The organism is Bradyrhizobium sp. BRP19 (genome assembly GCF_020194195.1).
Lineage (GTDB): Bacteria > Pseudomonadota > Alphaproteobacteria > Rhizobiales > Xanthobacteraceae > Bradyrhizobium > Bradyrhizobium yuanmingense.
This window is the reverse complement of sequence record NZ_JADYVZ010000021.1, coordinates 1-15,259: the sequence shown is the minus strand read 5'-3', so window position 1 is coordinate 15,259 and position 15,259 is coordinate 1. Positions and strand designations below refer to the sequence as shown.

At 65.5% G+C, this 15,259-nt stretch carries 15 protein-coding genes; 8 read left to right on the top strand and 7 right to left on the bottom strand.

Annotated features, from left to right (window positions below; genetic code table 11):
• The first annotated feature begins 116 nt into the window (after positions 1–116).
• A complete protein-coding gene (locus I6F36_RS33960) occupies positions 117–647 on the top strand; it encodes a GNAT family N-acetyltransferase (RefSeq protein WP_036008811.1) in 531 nt (176 codons plus the stop codon).
• A 147-nt stretch (positions 648–794) separates the two neighbouring features.
• Here I6F36_RS33960 and I6F36_RS33955 read toward each other — a convergent pair whose 3' ends face one another.
• The 3 genes from I6F36_RS33955 to acnA form a co-directional block, all read right to left on the bottom strand.
• Complete coding sequence (locus I6F36_RS33955) at positions 795–1,166, bottom strand: DUF2794 domain-containing protein (protein ID WP_036008814.1); 372 nt, start codon at positions 1,164–1,166, stop codon at positions 795–797.
• 529 nt (positions 1,167–1,695) lie between these two features.
• The gene (locus tag I6F36_RS33950) at positions 1,696–2,472 is read right to left on the bottom strand and encodes a thioredoxin family protein (RefSeq protein ID WP_057026569.1); all 777 of its coding nucleotides are present in this window, start codon (positions 2,470–2,472) and stop codon (positions 1,696–1,698) included.
• A gap of 231 nt (positions 2,473–2,703) precedes the next feature.
• A complete protein-coding gene (gene acnA, locus I6F36_RS33945) occupies positions 2,704–5,424 on the bottom strand; it encodes an aconitate hydratase AcnA (protein WP_036008823.1) in 2,721 nt (906 codons plus the stop codon).
• A 241-nt stretch (positions 5,425–5,665) separates the two neighbouring features.
• On the opposite strand from acnA, the gene ccmA reads away from it, so the two are divergent.
• The 5 genes from ccmA to I6F36_RS33920 all read left to right on the top strand — a co-directional run bounded on the left by ccmA (position 5,666) and on the right by I6F36_RS33920 (position 8,719).
• The gene (gene ccmA / locus I6F36_RS33940) at positions 5,666–6,268 is read left to right on the top strand and encodes a heme ABC exporter ATP-binding protein CcmA (RefSeq protein ID WP_225154062.1); all 603 of its coding nucleotides are present in this window, start codon (positions 5,666–5,668) and stop codon (positions 6,266–6,268) included.
• Positions 6,269–6,395: 127 nt separating this feature from the next.
• A complete protein-coding gene (gene ccmB, locus I6F36_RS33935; protein ID WP_025032861.1) occupies positions 6,396–7,064 on the top strand; it encodes a heme exporter protein CcmB in 669 nt (222 codons plus the stop codon).
• Positions 7,065–7,155: 91 nt separating this feature from the next.
• Positions 7,156–7,947, top strand: coding sequence for a heme ABC transporter permease (locus I6F36_RS33930; RefSeq protein ID WP_225152571.1), 792 nt, complete (start codon positions 7,156–7,158; stop codon positions 7,945–7,947).
• Entirely contained in the window at positions 7,944–8,129 is a 186-nt protein-coding gene (gene ccmD / locus I6F36_RS33925) for a heme exporter protein CcmD (RefSeq protein ID WP_036040763.1), read from the top strand. Before I6F36_RS33930 ends, ccmD begins: the two co-directional genes overlap by 4 nt.
• Positions 8,126–8,719: a DsbE family thiol:disulfide interchange protein gene (locus tag I6F36_RS33920; RefSeq protein WP_036008843.1), complete on the top strand. Its 594-nt coding sequence runs from the start codon at positions 8,126–8,128 to the stop codon at positions 8,717–8,719. Before ccmD ends, I6F36_RS33920 begins: the two co-directional genes overlap by 4 nt.
• Before the next feature lie 165 nt (positions 8,720–8,884).
• On the opposite strand, the gene I6F36_RS33915 is transcribed toward I6F36_RS33920, so the two are convergent.
• Together I6F36_RS33915 and ftsY are read right to left on the bottom strand one after the other, a co-directional pair.
• Positions 8,885–9,487, bottom strand: coding sequence for a septation protein A (locus I6F36_RS33915; RefSeq protein WP_036008846.1), 603 nt, complete (start codon positions 9,485–9,487; stop codon positions 8,885–8,887).
• A 122-nt stretch (positions 9,488–9,609) separates the two neighbouring features.
• The gene (ftsY, locus tag I6F36_RS33910; protein ID WP_036008849.1) at positions 9,610–10,554 is read right to left on the bottom strand and encodes a signal recognition particle-docking protein FtsY; all 945 of its coding nucleotides are present in this window, start codon (positions 10,552–10,554) and stop codon (positions 9,610–9,612) included.
• 57 nt (positions 10,555–10,611) lie between these two features.
• Between ftsY and I6F36_RS33905 the strand changes: the two genes are divergently transcribed.
• Both I6F36_RS33905 and I6F36_RS33900 read left to right on the top strand, forming a co-directional pair.
• A complete protein-coding gene (locus tag I6F36_RS33905) occupies positions 10,612–11,313 on the top strand; it encodes an RluA family pseudouridine synthase (protein WP_225130740.1) in 702 nt (233 codons plus the stop codon).
• Positions 11,314–11,568: 255 nt separating this feature from the next.
• Positions 11,569–12,678 carry a DUF2336 domain-containing protein gene (locus I6F36_RS33900; RefSeq protein WP_225172940.1) on the top strand — a complete coding sequence of 370 codons (1,110 nt, stop codon included), beginning with the start codon at positions 11,569–11,571 and terminating at the stop codon, positions 12,676–12,678.
• Between the two features lie 40 nt (positions 12,679–12,718).
• On the opposite strand, the gene mtaB is transcribed toward I6F36_RS33900, so the two are convergent.
• Both mtaB and dapF read right to left on the bottom strand, forming a co-directional pair.
• On the bottom strand, positions 12,719–13,972 hold the full coding sequence (gene mtaB, locus I6F36_RS33895; RefSeq protein ID WP_225172939.1) for a tRNA (N(6)-L-threonylcarbamoyladenosine(37)-C(2))-methylthiotransferase MtaB: 1,254 nt from the start codon (positions 13,970–13,972) through the stop codon (positions 12,719–12,721).
• On the bottom strand, positions 13,972–14,847 hold the full coding sequence (gene dapF, locus I6F36_RS33890; protein ID WP_225172938.1) for a diaminopimelate epimerase: 876 nt from the start codon (positions 14,845–14,847) through the stop codon (positions 13,972–13,974). The genes mtaB and dapF overlap by 1 nt, the downstream gene beginning before the upstream one ends.
• Between the last annotated feature and the right edge of the window lie 412 nt (positions 14,848–15,259).

The window sequence follows — 15,259 nt, the reverse complement described above, 5'->3', positions numbered from 1 at the left end:
CAATCCAGAGCCCCTCCGCAGATGCATTTCTGGATTGCTTCGCTGCGCTCGCAATGACGGGTGTGGAGGCAGCGCAGCCTCTTCCGGCCCCTCAGGGAACGCTCTATCCTTCCCCCATGTCCGCACCCGATATCAGGCCCACCACCGAGGCCGACCTCCCCGCCGTCACCGCCATCTACCAGCAGGCCGTCCGCGAGGGCACGGCGACGTTCGAGCTGGAGCCGCCCGACCTCTCGGAAATGACGCGCCGCTATCGCGCGCTGATCGACGGCGGCTATCCCTATTTCGTCGCCATGCTGGACGGCCGCGTGGCCGGCTATGCCTATGCCGGCGCCTACCGGCCGCGGCCCGCCTATCGCTTCACGGTGGAGAACTCGATCTATCTCGATCCGTCCTTCCACCGCCGCGGCGTCGGCTCAATGCTGCTGGAACGGCTGATCGTCGAATGCGAAGCGCGCGGCTTTCGCCAGATGATCGCTGTCATCGGCGATTCCGCCAATGCCGGGTCGATCGGCGTGCACACAAGGTGCGGCTTCAAGATGATCGGCACGCATCCCAGTGTCGGGCTGAAATTCGGCCGCTGGCTGGACACCGTGATGATGCAGCGCGACCTCGGCGAGGGCGCAAGCACGGTGCCGGGGAAGTAGTTCATCCGTCATTCCGGGGCGATGCGCAGCATCGAACCCGGAATCCATTGGACGGCAGGGGCGGTGGAGGGATGGATTCTCGGGTGCGCAATTGCGCACCATAGCTCGCGACTTCGTCGCGCCCCGGAATGACGATCGATGGTTCGTCTACACCACCGCCAATTTGCGATCGATCACCAGCAGCACCCGCTCGAGCTCGTGGCCGCGACGCAGGATCAGGCCGGTCGCCGAGATCACGCTGTACATGCCCTGCTTGCGCGCCAGGCGCGGGTCCTTCTCGATGCGATAGATCGGCACTTCCGAGGCGCGGCGATAGACCGAGAACACGGCGCGGTCCTTCAGGAAGTCGATGGCATAGTCGCGCCATTCGCCGTCGGCGACCATGCGGCCGTAGAGATTGAGAATCCGGTGCAGCTCGAGCCGGTTGAACGTCACCCGGTTCGGCTGCGCATGCGCCGCGGCAGGACGCGCCGCCGCGCGCTGCTCGCTCGGATCGGCATCCTCCGACGTCAGACTCATGGGAAGCGCCTCCTCATCGCACGGCTACCCGCGTCCGCCAAGATCGTCCCGGAACCGCGTTCGTGACAATTGCATGATTGCGCCAACCGTTCCGCATCGCAAGGGGCTCGACCCATCGAATCGGCGTCGCATCAGGACACACGCAAGGGTGGAACTCCGTCGCGGCAAACCGTCACGGGATCGTTAGCAGGAATCATAGTATCGCCGCTTTTCCGCCAACCGCCTGCCGCCCTGCACTGCGAAAAGGGTGACGTGCGTTGACCCGGTCCTTTCGGTTCCGGATTCCTCAGCCCCCAGCCCCCCGGGGTCGAACAGGATCGGGTCTGTACGCACGACAAGGAGGGCCAACGCAAGTTGGTCCTTTTTTGTTTGTGCCGAGATGTTTCCGGTCTGCCGTCATTCCGGGGCGCGCGAAGCGCGAGCCCGGAATCCATTTACCATCACACAAGCTGAGAAATGGATTCCGGGTTCGCGCCAAGAGCCGCGCCCCGGAATGACGAGCATCAATTGCTGAGACGTTCTGCCTGCTTCAATGCAGCGACGTGTAGGCCGCACCCAGCATCGGGCCCGGCCTCTCGCGGCTGCCGTCCTGGACGTAGACCACCGCGCCGTCGACGCCGTCGCGCGTGAGGTTCTCGATCGGCACCGTCCAGCTCTCCGGACGGCCGGTCCAGTCGCCGACCTTGAGCAGGCTGCGCACCACGTTGTGATAGGTGACCTGCTGCCCCTTGTTCTCGCCGCGGGTGATCGCGATCGGCACCGACTTCGCGATCGAGCAGATCCAGACCTCTCCGCGCGAGACCGTGGGCTCCTTGCTTGCGGCTACCGACACGTTGATCTGCTTGCCCGAGAGCGACATCGTCACCGGCACGCTCATCACGCCAGTGCCCTTGTCGGTCTTGCCGATCGCGTTCTCGATGCCGGTGCGATCGCTGCCGATGACATGGGTGGAGCCGTTGACCACGACCTGCGGCGTGTAGACCTCGCGGTCGCCGCGCATGCGCGAATAGGCACGCTGCCGTGCAGAGAAGCGCGAATCCGCCAGTGTGTCCTTCCAGCCGAGATAGTCCCAATAATCGATCGGCATGCTCAGCGCGATGACGGAGGGGTCCTTGGAGAGATCGCCGATGATCTGGTCGGCGGGCGGGCAGGAGGAGCAGCCCTGCGAGGTGAACAATTCGACGACGGCGCGGGGTTCAGCCTCGGCAGGACGAATGACGGCGATGATCGCACATATGCCGAGAGCTCCCGACCAGAGGGCGCCGGACCAACGTGGAATCAGATGGGAAGCCGTCATTGTCGTCATGTCGAACGCCGCACACCGTTGCTCTCAGAGGGAAATCTTATCGCCGGATGGTCACCGTAGTCTTACGGGGCGCGGTACATTCATCCATCCGGGCCACCGTCCAAAGGGAGGTTTTCCGCCGGGCGGGCCCATCTGAAGCGTACCGCAAACGCGCGAAGGCGGCCTTTGATAGGCCGCCTTCGTTAAGGCTTCTACTCACTTCGCAGTGAGCCATCATTCACAAATCCGCGTTTACGCCGCGAGCTTGCGCAGCACGTAGTGCAGGATGCCGCCGTTGCGGTAGTAGTCGAGCTCGTCCAGCGTATCGATGCGGCAGAGCAGCGAAACGCGCTGCAGCGAACCGTCGCCGGAGACGATCTCCGCGGTCAGCTTCTGGCGCGGCTTGAGGTCGCCGACGAGGCCGCGGATGGTCACCTTCTCGTCGCCCTTCAGCCCAAGCGACTGCCAGGAGGTGCCTTCCTCGAAGGTCAGCGGCAGCACGCCCATGCCGACCAGGTTGGAGCGGTGGATGCGCTCGAAGCTCTGGCAGATCACGGCGCGCACGCCGAGCAGGCGCGTGCCCTTGGCGGCCCAGTCGCGCGAGGAGCCGTTGCCATACTCGGCACCGGCGAACACCACCAGCGGCACCTTCTCTTCCTGGTACTTCATCGCGGCGTCGTAGATCGACATCTGCTCGCCGTCGGGCCAGTGCTTGGTCAGGCCGCCCTCGGGGATGTTTCCGTCCGCGCCCTTCAGCATGAAGTTCTTGATGCGGATGTTGGCGAAGGTGCCGCGCATCATCACTTCATGGTTGCCGCGACGCGTGCCGTACTGGTTGAAGTCGGCCGGACGCACCTGGTGCTCGCTGAGATATTTGCCGGCGGGCGAGGTGAGCTTGATCGAGCCGGCCGGCGAGATGTGGTCGGTGGTGATCTTGTCGCCGAACATGGCGAGGATGCGCGCCTCGACGATGTCGGTGACCGGCTCCGGCTCCTTCTTCATGCCTTCGAAGTAGGGCGGGTTCTGCACATAGGTCGAAGACATGTTCCAGCGATAGGTCTCACTCTCGACTGTCTTGATCTTGCGCCAGTTGGTGTCGCCCTTGAACACGTCGGCATACTTCTTCTTGAAGATCGACGCGGTCACGAACTTCTTCATGAAGGCGTTGATCTCCTTGGTCGTCGGCCAGATGTCCTTCAGGTACACCGGCTTGCCGTCCTTGCCCTCGCCGAGCGGCTCGGTGGCGAGGTTCTTGGTGACGCTGCCCGCGAGCGCGTAGGCGACCACCAGCGGCGGCGAGGCCAGGTAGTTCGCCTGCACATCCGGCGAAACGCGGCCTTCGAAGTTGCGGTTGCCGGAGAGCACGGCGGCCGCGACGACGCCGTTGTCGTTGATCGACTTCGAGATCTCCTCAGGCAGCGGACCGGAATTGCCGATGCAGGTGGTGCAGCCGAAGCCGACCAGGTTGAATCCGACTTTGTCGAGATCGGGCTGCAGACCGGAATTGGCGAGATATTCCGCGACCACCTGGCTGCCCGGCGCGAGCGAGGTCTTCACCCACGGCTTTGCCTTGAGGCCCTTCGCAGCCGCATTGCGCGCGAGCAGGCCGGCACCGATGAGCACGCTCGGGTTCGAGGTGTTGGTGCAGGAGGTGATCGCGGCGATCACGACGTCGCCATGGCCGATGTCGAAGTTCTTGCCTTCGACGGGGAAGCGCTTGGCCGGCTCCTCGGCCTTCTTGTACTCGCTGGCGAGCGCGAGCGAGAAGCCGTCCGCGACGGTGGGCAGCGCGATGCGGCCTTCGGGGCGCTTCGGCCCGGCCATCGACGGCACGACGTCGCCGAGGTCAAGGGTCAGCGTTTCCGTGAACACGGGGTCGGGCGACTTGGCGGTGCGGAACAGGCCCTGCGCCTTGGCATAGGCCTGCACCAGCGCGACGCGGGCCGAGGCACGGCCGGAGGTCTTGAGATAATCGAGCGCGGCGGCATCGACCGGGAAGAAGCCGCAGGTCGCGCCGTATTCGGGCGCCATGTTGGCGATCGTCGCCTTGTCGGCGACCGAGAGGTGGTCGAGGCCGGGGCCGAAGAACTCGACGAACTTGCCGACCACGCCGAGCTTGCGCAGCATCTGCGTCACGGTGAGCACGAGGTCGGTCGCGGTGACGCCTTCCTTCAGCGCGCCCTTCAGCTTGAAACCGACGACGTTGGGCAGCAGCATCGACAGCGGCTGGCCGAGCATGCAGGCTTCCGCCTCGATGCCGCCGACGCCCCAGCCGAGCACGGCAAGGCCGTTGACCATGGTGGTGTGCGAATCGGTGCCGACCAGCGAATCGGGATAGGCCACCTCGAAGGTGCCGGTCTTCTTACCGACGGTCATCTTCTCCTTCTTGGTCCAGACCGTCTGGGCCAGATATTCGAGATTGACCTGGTGGCAGATGCCGGTGCCGGGCGGCACGACGGAGAAGTTCGAGAAGGCCTTCTGGCCCCACTTCAGGAACTCGTAGCGCTCCTGGTTCTGCTTGTATTCCTCGGTGACGTTCTTGCCGAAAGCCTTGTTGTCGCCGAAGAAGTTCACGATCACGGAATGGTCGATGACGAGATCGACGGGCACCAAGGGGTTGATCTTCTCAGGCTCGCCGCCGAGCTTCTGCATCGCGTTGCGCATCGCGGCGAGGTCGACCACCGCGGGCACGCCGGTGAAGTCCTGCATCAGCACCCGCGCCGGGCGGAAGGCGATCTCATGCTCCAGCGACTTCTTGCGCAGCCATTTCGACACCGCGACGATGTCTTCCTTCTTGACCGAGCGGCCATCCTCGTTGCGCAGCAAATTCTCGAGCAGGACCTTCATCGAGTAGGGAAGTTTCGAAATTCCCTTCAGACCATTCTTCTCGGCGGTGGGCAGGCTGTAATAGACATAGGTCTTGGCGCCGACCTTGAGAGTCTTTTTGCATTTGAAGCTGTCGAGCGAGGTCATGTAGGAGATCCCAATTGCTAGTTATACCCGGCAGGGTATTTTAACACCGTCAGCGTATCAGGCTGGGCCGCTTGCAGGGGCAGGTTGAGTTGCTGCATCAAGTAGTTCCGGGCTTATAGAAGCTTTCTAACCGCGCCGCCACAGCCACTATCGTGCCGCAGCAATTCGCGAGCCAAAAATTCCCATGCGCTACCCCAAGATTTCCTGAGGCCCGGCTGTGAGCGGACTGAACCAAGGCGACATGCGGCTGTCAGGTCACGGGCTGAGATGCGTGCGGGGCGGGCGCGAGGTGTTCGCCGGGCTCGATTTCGCGGCCGGGTCGGGCGAGGCCGTGGCTGTGATGGGGCGCAATGGATCGGGCAAGACCTCGCTGCTCCGGCTGATCGCGGGCCTGCTCGTTCCGGCCGGCGGGACGATCGCGGTGGAGGGAGGCGATGGCGAGCTGACCCTGGCGGAGCAGTGCCACTATCTCGGCCATCGCGATGCCCTGAAGCCGGCGCTGAGCGTGGCCGAAAACCTGACGTTTTGGGCTGATTTTCTCGGCGGCGAGCGTTTCGATGCCGTCGAGAGCCTTGCCAAGGTGGGGCTCGACCACGCCATCCATCTGCCCGCCGGATTCCTGTCCGCGGGACAGCGCCGCCGGCTCTCGCTGGCGCGGCTGCTGACGGTCCGCCGCCCGGTCTGGCTCCTGGACGAGCCGACCAATGCGCTTGATGTCGCCGGTCAGGACATGTTCGCCGGCCTGATGCGCGAGCATCTGGCCGGCGGCGGCATGATCGTCGCAGCGACGCATGCCCCGCTCGGGATCGAATCGCGGGAGCTGCGGATCGGGGGTGTGGCGTGAAGTTCAGGCACCCTCAGTTTTCCAAGCGGCCGGGCTCGGCTCTCTCCATTCCCTCCCCCCACAAGGGGGAAGGGAGCGCAGTGTGCCTGTGGCTGTCGGATGCGTTCCCAGAAGCTGGAAGCCTCTCATGACCGCCCTTGCCGCCCTCATCCGCCGGGACATCAGGATTGCGCTTCGCGTCGGCGGCGGGGCGCTGATCGGGGTGCTGTTCTTCCTGACCGTGGTGGTGCTGATGCCGTTCGCGGTCGGGCCGGATCTGGCGCTGCTGTCGCGGCTGGGACCTGCGATCCTCTGGCTCGGCGCCCTCCTAGCCAGCCTGCTGACCCTCGACCGGCTGTTCATGGCCGACCATGAGGACGGCTCGCTTGACCTGATCACGATGAGCCGGACGCCGCTGGAACTCGCCTGCGCCGCCAAGGCGCTGGCGCATTGGCTCGCCGCCGGCCTGCCGCTGATTGTCGCAACCCCCGTGCTCGGCCTGTTGCTCAACCTCGACATGATCGCCACGGCCGCGGTGGCGCTGACGCTGCTGGCGGGCACTCCGGCGCTGACCTTCACCGGCATGATCGGCGCGGCGCTGGCGGTGACGCTGCATCGCGGCGGGCTGTTGATGGCGGTGCTGGTGCTGCCGCTGTCGATTCCCGTGCTGATTTTCGGCGTTGCGGCCTCGCAGGCGGTGATCGTCGGTCCCATGACCTTCGGCGCGCCGTTCTCGATCCTGTGCGCACTGTCGCTGGTCAGCCTCGTGATCGGCCCGTTCGCGGCCGCAGCAAGCCTGCGGCATGGCCTCGACTGAGATGGGCTCGACGGACCTTGACCCGGATCAACTTTCGCGACGGGCTTTCGTGCTGATTGCCTGAGCGGCCCCCGGTGATTATCAGGATACCATGACGCTGATCGACCTCGCCAACCCCACGCGGTTCCTCGCGCTGACAGCGCGGGTGTTGCCGTGGCTGGCGGCCGCGACAATCATCCTGCTCACGATCGGTCTCTATCAAGCTGCGCTCGCGCCCGACGACTATCAGCAGGGCGCGACCGTCAAGATCATGTTCATCCACGTGCCCAATGCCTGGCTGTCGATGTTCGTGTGGGGCGTGATGAGCATCGCATCGTTGGGCACGCTGGTGTGGCGGCATCCGCTCGCCGACGTCGCCGCCAAGGCCGCAGCTCCGATCGGCGCCGCCTTCACCTTCCTCGCACTGCTCACGGGCTCGCTCTGGGGCCGGCCGATGTGGGGCACCTATTGGGAGTGGGACGCGCGGCTGACCTCGGTGCTGATCCTGTTCCTGATGTATCTCGGCCTGATGGCGCTGTGGCGCGCGGTCGACGATCCCTCGCGTGCGGCGCGCGCCGCCGCGGTGCTGACCCTGGTCGGCGCCATCAACCTGCCGATCATCAAGTTCTCGGTCGATTGGTGGAACACGCTGCACCAGCCCGCCTCGGTGATGCGCATGGGCGGCTCGGCGCTGGACAAGTCGTTCCTGATTCCGCTGCTGGTGATGGCGGTCGCCTTCACGCTGCTGTTCGTCACGCTGCACCTGGCCGCGATGCGCAACGAGATTTTGCGCCGCCGTGTCCGCTCGCTGCAGATGATGCAGGCCAGCCGGATCGCGTTTTCGAGCGAAGTGGCCGCCGGTTCGCGTGAAGACAACGCGTCCAACGAAGCTGGGGCTGCATGACGATGTCGCTCGGTCCTTATGCCTCTTTCATCGTGGCGTCTTACGCAGCTGTCGCCCTCGTGGTCGCGATCCTGATCGGCTGGGTCATGCTCGATTATCGCAGCCAGACGCAGCGCCTGCGCGAGCTGGAGCAGCGCGGCATCACCCGCCGGTCGGGCCGCAGCGCGACGGAGCCGCGATGAGCGATCAGCCTGCCTCCGCTTCGCCGCAGCGCCGCACCTTCCTGGTGATGCTGCCGCTGATCGTCTTCATCGGCCTAGCGCTTTTGTTCTGGTTCCGGCTCGGGAGTGGCGATCCCTCGCGGATTCCGTCCGCGCTGATCGGCCGGCCCGCACCGCAAACCGTGCTGCCGCCGCTCCAGGGATTGCAAGAGAATGGCACGCAGGTGCCGGGACTCGATCCGGCTGCGTTCAAGGGCAAGGTCAGCCTCGTCAACGTCTGGGCGTCCTGGTGCGTGCCCTGCCATGACGAAGCGCCGCTTTTGACCGAAATGGCAAAAGACAAGCGCTTCCAGCTGGTCGGCATCAACTACAAGGACGCCGCCGACAATGCGCGGCGCTTCCTCGGCCGCTACGGCAACCCGTTCGGCCATGTCGGCGTCGACGCCAACGGCCGCGCCTCGATCGAATGGGGCGTTTACGGCGTGCCGGAGACCTTCGTCGTCGGGCGCGAGGGCACCATCGTCTACAAGCTGGTCGGGCCGATCACGCCGCAAAATCTCAAGGCCGTGCTGATGCCGGAGCTGGAGAAGGCGCTGAAGGCAGGAAGCTGATGCCGCGCTCGTACCACACGCTCAACTGTCATCGCCCGACTTGATCGGGCGATCCAGTATTCCAGAGACGCCAGTCGTATACGGAGAAGCTGCGGCGTACTGGATGCCCCGGTCAAGCCGGGGCATGACAGCGGTATGTGGAGCGACGCTTCGCCTGTCCTTCGCCTAACCCTTGCTCACATCCCCCGCCTCGGCCTCGCTTCTCTCCAGCGAGACCGGCGCGAGATGATAGCGCTTGGTCAGCGGCATCTGGGCGATGGCGAAGATCATCGTGATCGGAGTGACGCCGAACACCTTGAAGTTCACCCAGAAATCCGTGCTTTGGGTGCGCCAGACGATCTCGTTCAGCACCGCCATTCCGGCGAAGAACAGCGCCCAGCGCAAGGTGAGGATGCGCCAGCCCTGCGGCGTCAGGTTGAACACCTGGTCGAACATCACGGCGATGAAGGAGCGGCCGAACAACAGGCCGCCGCCGAGGATCGCGGCGAACAGGCCGTAGATGATGGTCGGCTTGACCTTGATGAAGGTCTCGTCGTGCAGCACCAGGGTCAGCGTGCCGAACACCAGCACGATCACCCCCGTGACGATCGCCATGATCGGGATGTGGCGCGTCACGATGTAAGAGGCGGCCATCGCGACCGCGATGGCCACCATGAAGGCGCCGGTCGCGGCGAACAGATTGAACTTCGCGTTGACGAAGAAGAACACGAGCAGCGGACCGAGCTCGGTCGCGAGCTTGAACAGCGGATGCGGCTGGGTCTTGTCCATTCTCTCTTCCGTATCTCCCATCCTTCGAGACGACCGCTTCGCGGTCTCCTCAGGATGAGGACCTCATGTGTGGCACGACCTCATCCTGAGGAGCCGCGCAAGCGGCGTCTCGAAGGATGACGCTATTCGATTCCGGCGATGGCGCGGGCGAAGTCGCGCGCGGTGAAGGGCGCGAGATCGTCGACGCCTTCGCCGACGCCGATGAAGTGCACCGGCAGCTTGAACTTCTCCGCGAGCGCCACCAGGATGCCGCCGCGCGCGGTGCCGTCGAGCTTGGTCATCACGAGGCCGGTGACCCCGGCGGTGCGATGGAAGGCCTCGACCTGCGACAGCGCATTCTGGCCGACGGTCGCATCCAGCACCAGCAGCACGGCATGCGGCGCAGTGTCATCCACTTTGCGGATCACGCGCACGACCTTCTCGAGCTCGTTCATCAGCTCGGCCTTGTTCTGCAGGCGGCCGGCGGTGTCGATCAGCAGCACGTCGACATTCTGCTCCTTCGCCGCGGTGAGCGCGTTGAAGGCAAGGCTTGCGGAATCCGAGCCCTGCGCGCCTGCGATGACGGGCGTCTTCGTCCGCTCGCCCCAGACCTTGAGCTGCTCGATGGCGGCGGCGCGAAACGTGTCGCCGGCGGCCAGCATCACCTTGCGGCCTTCAGAGGCGAATTTCTGCGACAGCTTGCCGATCGTGGTGGTCTTGCCGGAACCGTTGACGCCGACCACGAGAATGACGAACGGCTTTTTTGCCGCATCGATCACGAGCGGCTTTGCCACCGGCGACAGCACCTTCTCGACCTCGGTGGCGACGACGTCCTTGACCTCGTCCGCCGAGATCGCCTTGTCGTAGCGGCCGGTGCCGACGGCATCGGCAATGCGCACCGCGACTGACGTGCCGAGGTCGGCGCGCAGCAGCACGTCCTCGATGTCGTCGAGCATGGCGCGGTCGAGCTTGCGCTTGGTGACGAGGTCGGCGACCGCGGTCCCGAGCGAGGACGAGGTGCGCTTCAGCCCATTGGACAGGCGGCGCCACCAGCTCAGCTTGGGGGTCTCGGAGGTGGTATCGTTCATGGTGGCGTGTTAGCCGTTCCGGCCCGTAAACGAAAGCCTTGACCGAAAGTCCTGCGATTGCTCGATGTTCCCCAATTGACCGCCGATGAGATCTTAGGCCGCGTGCTCCATCGCGACGGCCTGATGCTGGTCATCGACAAGCCGGCCGGCCTGCCGGTGCATCGCGGCCCCAAGGGTGGCCCCAATCTGGAGGATTCCTTCGACGCGCTGCGTTTCGGCCTGCCGCGACCGCCGGTGCTGGCCCACCGGCTGGACAAGGACACCTCGGGCTGCCTCGTGCTCGGCCGCCACCGCAAGGCGACGGCATCGCTGGGCCTTTTGTTCAAGCACGGCAAGATCGGCAAAACCTACTGGACCGTGGTCGAAGGGGGCCCTGCCGAGGACGAAGGCACCATCGACATGCCGCTCGGCCGACTCAATGCCGAACGCGGCTGGTGGCAGAAGCCGGATCCGGAAGGGCAGAAGGCGATCACGAACTGGAAGGTGATGGGCCGGGGCGACGGTTTCACCTGGCTTGCCATGGAACCGGTGACCGGCCGGACCCATCAATTGCGGGTGCATGCGGCCGCGAGCGGCTGGCCGATCTTCGGCGACAACATCTACGGCAACGGTCCGCGCTTCGGCGAGCCGCGCCTGCACCTGCATTCGCGCGAGATCGTGGTGCCGATCTCCCGGAACAAGGAGCCGGTCCGCGTGGTGGCGCCGGCCCCGCCGCATATGCACGAGAAGCTCCGGGCCTGCGGGTGGAACGGGGAGTAATCTCTTAGACCCTCATGGTGAGGAGGCGCGTCAGCGCCGTCTCGAACCATAGAGGCCCCGCAGGCGCATCGCGGTCGTATCCATCCTTCGAGACGCCCGCTTCGCGGGGCTCCTCGGGATGAGGAGCGGTGGTCGGTCGAGAAGCGGCTGTGCTCGGCTACCGTGCCATGGTTTACGAAACCTTCAGCGCTCGCCTCTAATGATAACGGTTGCTTAGAACAAGCTTCCGTAACCGCTCAGGACGAGCCGCGCGCGATGACCAATTCCGGGCTATCGATCATCGACGAGGTCGAATCCGCACTGCGGATCGGCTCGCCGGAAAAGGGCCTGGCGACGGCCCGGCGCGTCACCGAGCTGTTCCTCTCCTCCGCCGGCAATTTCGACGACGAGCAGATCGCGCTGTTCGACGACGTGCTCGAGCGCCTGATCGGCACCATCGAGCTGCGCGCCATCGCCGATGTGGCAGCGCGCGTGGCGCTGGCCGAGATCAGCGCGCAGCTGGCGCCGGTCGCGCAGGCGCCGCCGTCGGTGATCCGCCGCCTCGCCAACAATGACGAGATCCGCATCGCCGGCCCCGTGCTGCAGGAATCCGCGCGCCTCGACGACGGCGAGCTGGTGAAGATCGCATCAGCTAAGGGCGAGCCGCATCTGCTCGCGGTCGCCGGCCGCTGGTGGCTGAAGGAAATCGTCACCGACGCGCTGCTGGCGCGCCGCTATCCCAGCGTCAGCCGGCGGCTCGCCGCCAATCCCGGCGCCCGCGTCTCCGCAAAGGGATTTTCCGTCATCGTCGGCCAGGCCGAAAGCGATCCGGAGCTCGCGGTCAGCGTCGGCGTCCGCGTCGACCTCCCGTCGGAGCTGCGCCGCCAATTGCTGCGCTCGGCGACGGACGCCGTGCGCACCCGCCTGCTGTCGCGCGCCCCGCCGCATCTGTTCGAGGAGATCCAGAGCGCGATCGCCGCCGTCGCCATCGGCGCCGAGCGCGAAATGTCGGCGGTGCGCGATTTCGAAGGTGCCAAGCGTGCCATTGCAGGCCTGAAGGCTACAGGCCAGCTCGACGAGGCGACGTTGCTCGGCTTCGCCAAACAGCGGCGCTATGAGGAGACGGTGGCGGCGCTGGCGGCGTTGTCGGGATCGACGGTCGAGGTGATCCGACCGCTGATGCAGAGTCTGCGCGAGGACGGTCTGCTGGTGCCGTGCAAGGCCGCACAACTCAGCTGGGAAACGACCAAGGCCGTGCTCGAATGCCGCTTCGCGACCGGCGCGATGAAGCCGGCCGACGTCGCGCGGGCGCAGGGGCATTTTGCGAGGATGACGGCGGAGAATGCCAAGCGGACGTTGCGGTTCTGGCAGGTGCGGGCGTCGTAGTTTTCCTCTCCCCTTATGGGAAAGGGCAAAGAGCAGCTGCTTACGTCTTCAGTCGCTCGCCATCGCTGCCGGCTATCTTCAGCGACACCACACTCCCAACCCGCTCGCCCGCAATCGCCACCGGCAGATAATGCTCCGTGCGGCCCTGCCCCCCGCTCTCGATCAGCACATCGCGCGTTGCGCCGATCTCGGCTTGCAGGCGCTGCCGCAACGCTGCTTCACCGGCCGCACGCAGCCGTCGCGCACGCTCCTTGATCAGGCCTCCCGCCACCTGCGGCATCCGCGCGGCGGGCGTGCCGGGCCGCGGCGAATAAGGGAAGACGTGCAGGAAGGTCAGTCCGCATTGCTCGACGAGGTCGAGCGAGCGCGAGAACATGTCCTCGGTCTCGGTCGGGAAGCCCGCGATGATGTCGGCGCCGAAGACGACATCGGGGCGCAGGCGGCGTACCTGCTCGCAGAAGCCAATCGCATCCTGCCGCGAATGCCGCCGCTTCATGCGCTTCAGGATCATGTCGTCGCCCGACTGCAGCGACAGGTGCAGGTGCGGCATCAGGCGCGCATCCTCCGCGATGGCATCGAGCAGGTCGTCATCCGCCTCGATCGAATCGATCGAGGAGATACGCAGGCGCTTGAGCTCGGGCACATGGCGCAGGATCTGCTTGGTCAGCAGGCCGAGCTTGGGCGCGCCGGGCAGGTCTGCGCCGTAGCTCGTGAGATCGACGCCGGTCAGCACGATCTCGGCATGGCCGCGCTCGACCAGGGTGCGCACCTGATCGACCACCGCGCCCATCGGCACCGAGCGCGAATTGCCGCGGCCGAACGGGATGATGCAGAAGGTGCAGCGATGATCGCAGCCGTTCTGCACCTGCACGAAGACGCGCGGCAGGCCGCTCGCATAACCATCGACGAGGTGCGGCGCCATCTCCTTCACCGCCATGATGTCGCTGACGGCGATCTTCTCGCTGGCGCCAAGATCGAAAGCGTGGCGCGTCTCCCGCCACGCTTCGCCGCGCATCTTGTCGTCATTGCCGACGACGCGATCGACCTCGGCCATGCCCGCAAACATCGCAGCCTGCGTCTGCGCCGCGCAGCCGGTGACGACGATGCGCGCCTCGGGGCGCTCGCGCTTCAACTTGCGGATCGACTGGCGCGCCTGCGCCACCGCCTCGTTGGTGACGGCGCAGCTGTTGATGACGATGGTGTCGGAAAGCCCTGCGACTTCCGCCTTGCTGCGGATCACCTCGGCCTCGAAGGCGTTGAGGCGGCAGCCGAAGGTGACGATGTCGACGGCCATCAGGCGACCGGCGCGAACAGCGCCGGATCGAAGCTGCCCTCATATTCGAAGGTCGCGGTGCCCGTCATCAGCACGTGGTCGTCGCGCTCGCGCCATTCGATGCCGAGCTTGCCGCCGGGCAATGTGATCTCGACCTTGCGCTCGGCGCGCTTCAGCCGCGCGGCGGCGACCGCCGTGGCGCAGGCCGCCGACCCGCACGCCTTGGTCAGGCCGGCACCGCGCTCCCAGGTGCGGATCGTGATGTGCTCGCGATCGACGATATGGGCCAGCGTGATGTTGGCGCGCTCGGGAAAGATCGGATGGTTTTCCAAGAGCGGACCGAAGCGGCCGAGATCGTAGGCGTTGACGTCGTCGACCCAGAACACCGCGTGCGGATTGCCCATGCTCACCACTGAGGGCGAATGCAGAATGGGATTGTCGATCGGCCCGATCTGCAATTCGATGTAGCGGGTGTCGCGAAACTCTTCCGCCAGCGGAATGTCCTGCCAGCCGAACTTCGGCGCGCCCATATCCACTGTGTAGAGGTCGGGCGCCGGACCCTGCCAGACATTGAGCAGGCCGGCGGCCGTCTCGAAGGTCGCACTGGTCTGCCCGGTCTTCTCGAAGATGCGGCGCACGACGCAGCGCATGCCGTTGCCGCAGGCACCGGCCTCCGAGCCGTCATTGTTGTAGATGCTGATGAAGGCCTCGGTGCCGTCGAGCCGGGGCTTCTGCAGCACCATGAGCTGGTCGTAGGCCACGCCGCCGTTCGCGGACGCCACGGCGCGGGCATCGTCCGGCGTGACCTTGGCCGCCGACTCGCGCAAGTCGACAACGACGATCTCGTTGCCGATGCCGTTCATCTTGGCAAATGCGTGGTTGGCCAGCGCGCTCATGAAAATTCCCGAATTTCGCCTGCCTTATATGGCGATCCTCGGCCGCTTGGCCAGTGATTTGCCACCCGGGTCGGGACATCGGGCAAGTTGCCTGCCATGACGCATCTGTCATGGGACGAATTCGGCGCTCGCGTGTTAGAACGGCGCGGTTCGCGCGAACCGGGACGCGCGGACGGGTTAAGGCCTTGGTGGGTAAGGCCTTGATGAATTGAGGCCCCGACGAAGCGGGCCTCGGGGAGAATAAAATGAACACTTTTCGTCGCCTCGCTTTGGCCGCGCTGATCCCGGCTGCGGCCTTGTCGCATGGGCTGTCAGGCGCTCTGGCGCAGACCGCGAGCCCGGCGCCGGCCGCATCGGCAAGTCCCTCGCCGGCCCCGACGGCTTCGCCCGCCCCGGCTGCAAGTGCCTCGCC

Excerpts from the sequence above, each read along its gene's own strand:
- I6F36_RS33960 (WP_036008811.1), top strand. The coding sequence starts at position 117 with ATGTCCGCACCCGATATCAGGCCCACCACCGAGGCCGACCTCCCCGCC.
- I6F36_RS33955 (WP_036008814.1), bottom strand. The coding sequence starts at position 1,166 with ATGAGTCTGACGTCGGAGGATGCCGATCCGAGCGAGCAGCGCGCGGCG.
- I6F36_RS33950 (WP_057026569.1), bottom strand. The coding sequence starts at position 2,472 with ATGACGACAATGACGGCTTCCCATCTGATTCCACGTTGGTCCGGCGCC.
- acnA (WP_036008823.1), bottom strand. The coding sequence starts at position 5,424 with ATGACCTCGCTCGACAGCTTCAAATGCAAAAAGACTCTCAAGGTCGGC.
- ccmA (WP_225154062.1), top strand. The coding sequence starts at position 5,666 with ATGCGGCTGTCAGGTCACGGGCTGAGATGCGTGCGGGGCGGGCGCGAG.
- ccmB (WP_025032861.1), top strand. The coding sequence starts at position 6,396 with ATGACCGCCCTTGCCGCCCTCATCCGCCGGGACATCAGGATTGCGCTT.
- I6F36_RS33930 (WP_225152571.1), top strand. The coding sequence starts at position 7,156 with ATGACGCTGATCGACCTCGCCAACCCCACGCGGTTCCTCGCGCTGACA.
- ccmD (WP_036040763.1), top strand. The coding sequence starts at position 7,944 with ATGACGATGTCGCTCGGTCCTTATGCCTCTTTCATCGTGGCGTCTTAC.
- I6F36_RS33920 (WP_036008843.1), top strand. The coding sequence starts at position 8,126 with ATGAGCGATCAGCCTGCCTCCGCTTCGCCGCAGCGCCGCACCTTCCTG.
- I6F36_RS33915 (WP_036008846.1), bottom strand. The coding sequence starts at position 9,487 with ATGGACAAGACCCAGCCGCATCCGCTGTTCAAGCTCGCGACCGAGCTC.
- ftsY (WP_036008849.1), bottom strand. The coding sequence starts at position 10,554 with ATGAACGATACCACCTCCGAGACCCCCAAGCTGAGCTGGTGGCGCCGC.
- I6F36_RS33900 (WP_225172940.1), top strand. The coding sequence starts at position 11,569 with ATGACCAATTCCGGGCTATCGATCATCGACGAGGTCGAATCCGCACTG.
- mtaB (WP_225172939.1), bottom strand. The coding sequence starts at position 13,972 with ATGGCCGTCGACATCGTCACCTTCGGCTGCCGCCTCAACGCCTTCGAG.
- dapF (WP_225172938.1), bottom strand. The coding sequence starts at position 14,847 with ATGAGCGCGCTGGCCAACCACGCATTTGCCAAGATGAACGGCATCGGC.